This is a genomic window from Paenibacillus sp. P4_A7, from assembly GCF_056402455.1.
In genome coordinates, this window is record NZ_JBFUHJ010000736.1 from 1 (window position 1) to 1,618 (window position 1,618).

The following is a 1,618-nucleotide window of genomic DNA, read 5'->3' on the forward strand; positions in this document are numbered from 1 at the left end:
TAATTTATGAAACATTTTACAAAATTATACGTAAGAGCGAATAACTCATGAAGAAACGAGGACCCTTCTTGCTTATAAATCGATGGCGAAATAAATTATCCATTGCTTCACTGTTGGCGGCAGCGGCATTAATTCTGGTTACGTTTGCAGGAATGTTTGGTGCACCAACGGAACGAACGAGCGCTGCATCCGATATTGGCCCGGCCGTTTACATTGTGCCTGTAAAGCAAACCGTTGAATCTGGACTTCAATCGTTTTTGGAAAGAGCTTTTAAAGAAGCGGAAGAAGCCAAAGCAGAGCATATTATTCTTGTCGTTAATACGTTAGGCGGCAAAGTGATTAATGCCGCGGATATAGGTGATCTTATTCGATCGAGTGAGATTCCAACAACAGCATTTGTAGAAAGCAAGGCCATGTCAGCTGGTACGTATATTGCGCTTAATGCGGATCAGATTGTTATGCAGCCTGGAAGCACAATCGGAGCTGCTGCTGTCGTTGACAGCTCAGGCAAACTGACAGATAATCCGAAGATCATTTCATATTGGGTATCTAGAATGATGGCTACTGCAAAGGAAAACGGTCGTGACGATCGAATTGCTGCCGCGATGGTCGATCCGAATATAAGTCTTGAGCTTAAGAATAAGATCGGTAGAGACARGCTTAAAGGTGATATTCTTACCCTAACTGCAAGCGAGGCTGAAAAAGTGGGCTACTCGGACTACACGGCAAAATCAGTTGACGAGGTAGTAGCATGGCTTGGCCTTGAAGGCCGGACGCAAATCGAGTTAAATCCTTCCATTGCGGAAAATGTGGCAAGATGGCTAGTTAATCCAATAGTAAAGACGATATTGCTCATACTCGGTATTGCTGGTATTGTGATTGAAATGTTCGTGCCTGGCCTTAGCTTCCCGGGAATCATAGGGGTTTTGTCATTTGGGCTCTATTTCTTTGGTCATTTTGTAGCAGGATTTGCTGAAGTAGAATCAGTTGTACTGTTTGTGCTTGGCCTAGGGTTGTTAATATTAGAAGTATTCGTGCCAAGCTTTGGAATATTGGGCTTCCTTGGCAGTACAGCATTGATTACAGGGGTTGTGATCGCAGCATCTGATCCAAAGTCCGCATTTATCTCCATCATGGTTGCACTTGCTGTAGCCATTATTATAATTACGATTTTTGTGAGGATGAATCGAGTGAGAGGGATATGGAACAAATTTATTCTACGCGATAAGTTGACCACGGAGGAAGGTTATTTGTCCGCCGAGGTAAAAGATTCTTTACTAGGCTTAGAAGGAGTTACAATCACAGCGCTCCGTCCTGCCGGGACCGTTCAGATCGGTGACGAACGTGTTGATGTTGTAACCTCGGGTGAGTTTGTGGACGCAAAACGTACAGTTAAAGTCATTAAAGCAGAAGGAACTTGGGTAGTTGTGAAAGAAGTAGTAAAGTAGTTGTGAAAGAAGTAGTAAAATAGAAACAAACAATATAAACATATGGAGGGGTATATTCAATGACATTAGATCCATTAGTTTCTGTATTAATCATAGCTGTAGTCGTAATTATAGTTCTGTCTGTATTTTTAAGCTTCTTCCCTATTATGCTATGGATATCCGCATTAGCA

At 42.2% G+C, this 1,618-nt stretch carries 1 protein-coding gene; it reads left to right on the forward strand.

Annotated elements, in window-relative coordinates; all coding sequences use genetic code 11:
• The first annotated feature begins 47 nt into the window (after positions 1-47).
• Complete coding sequence (locus AC1DWN_RS33540; protein ID WP_477563151.1) at positions 48-1,448, forward strand: NfeD family protein; 1,401 nt, start codon at positions 48-50, stop codon at positions 1,446-1,448.
• The last annotated feature ends 170 nt before the right edge of the window (positions 1,449-1,618 follow it).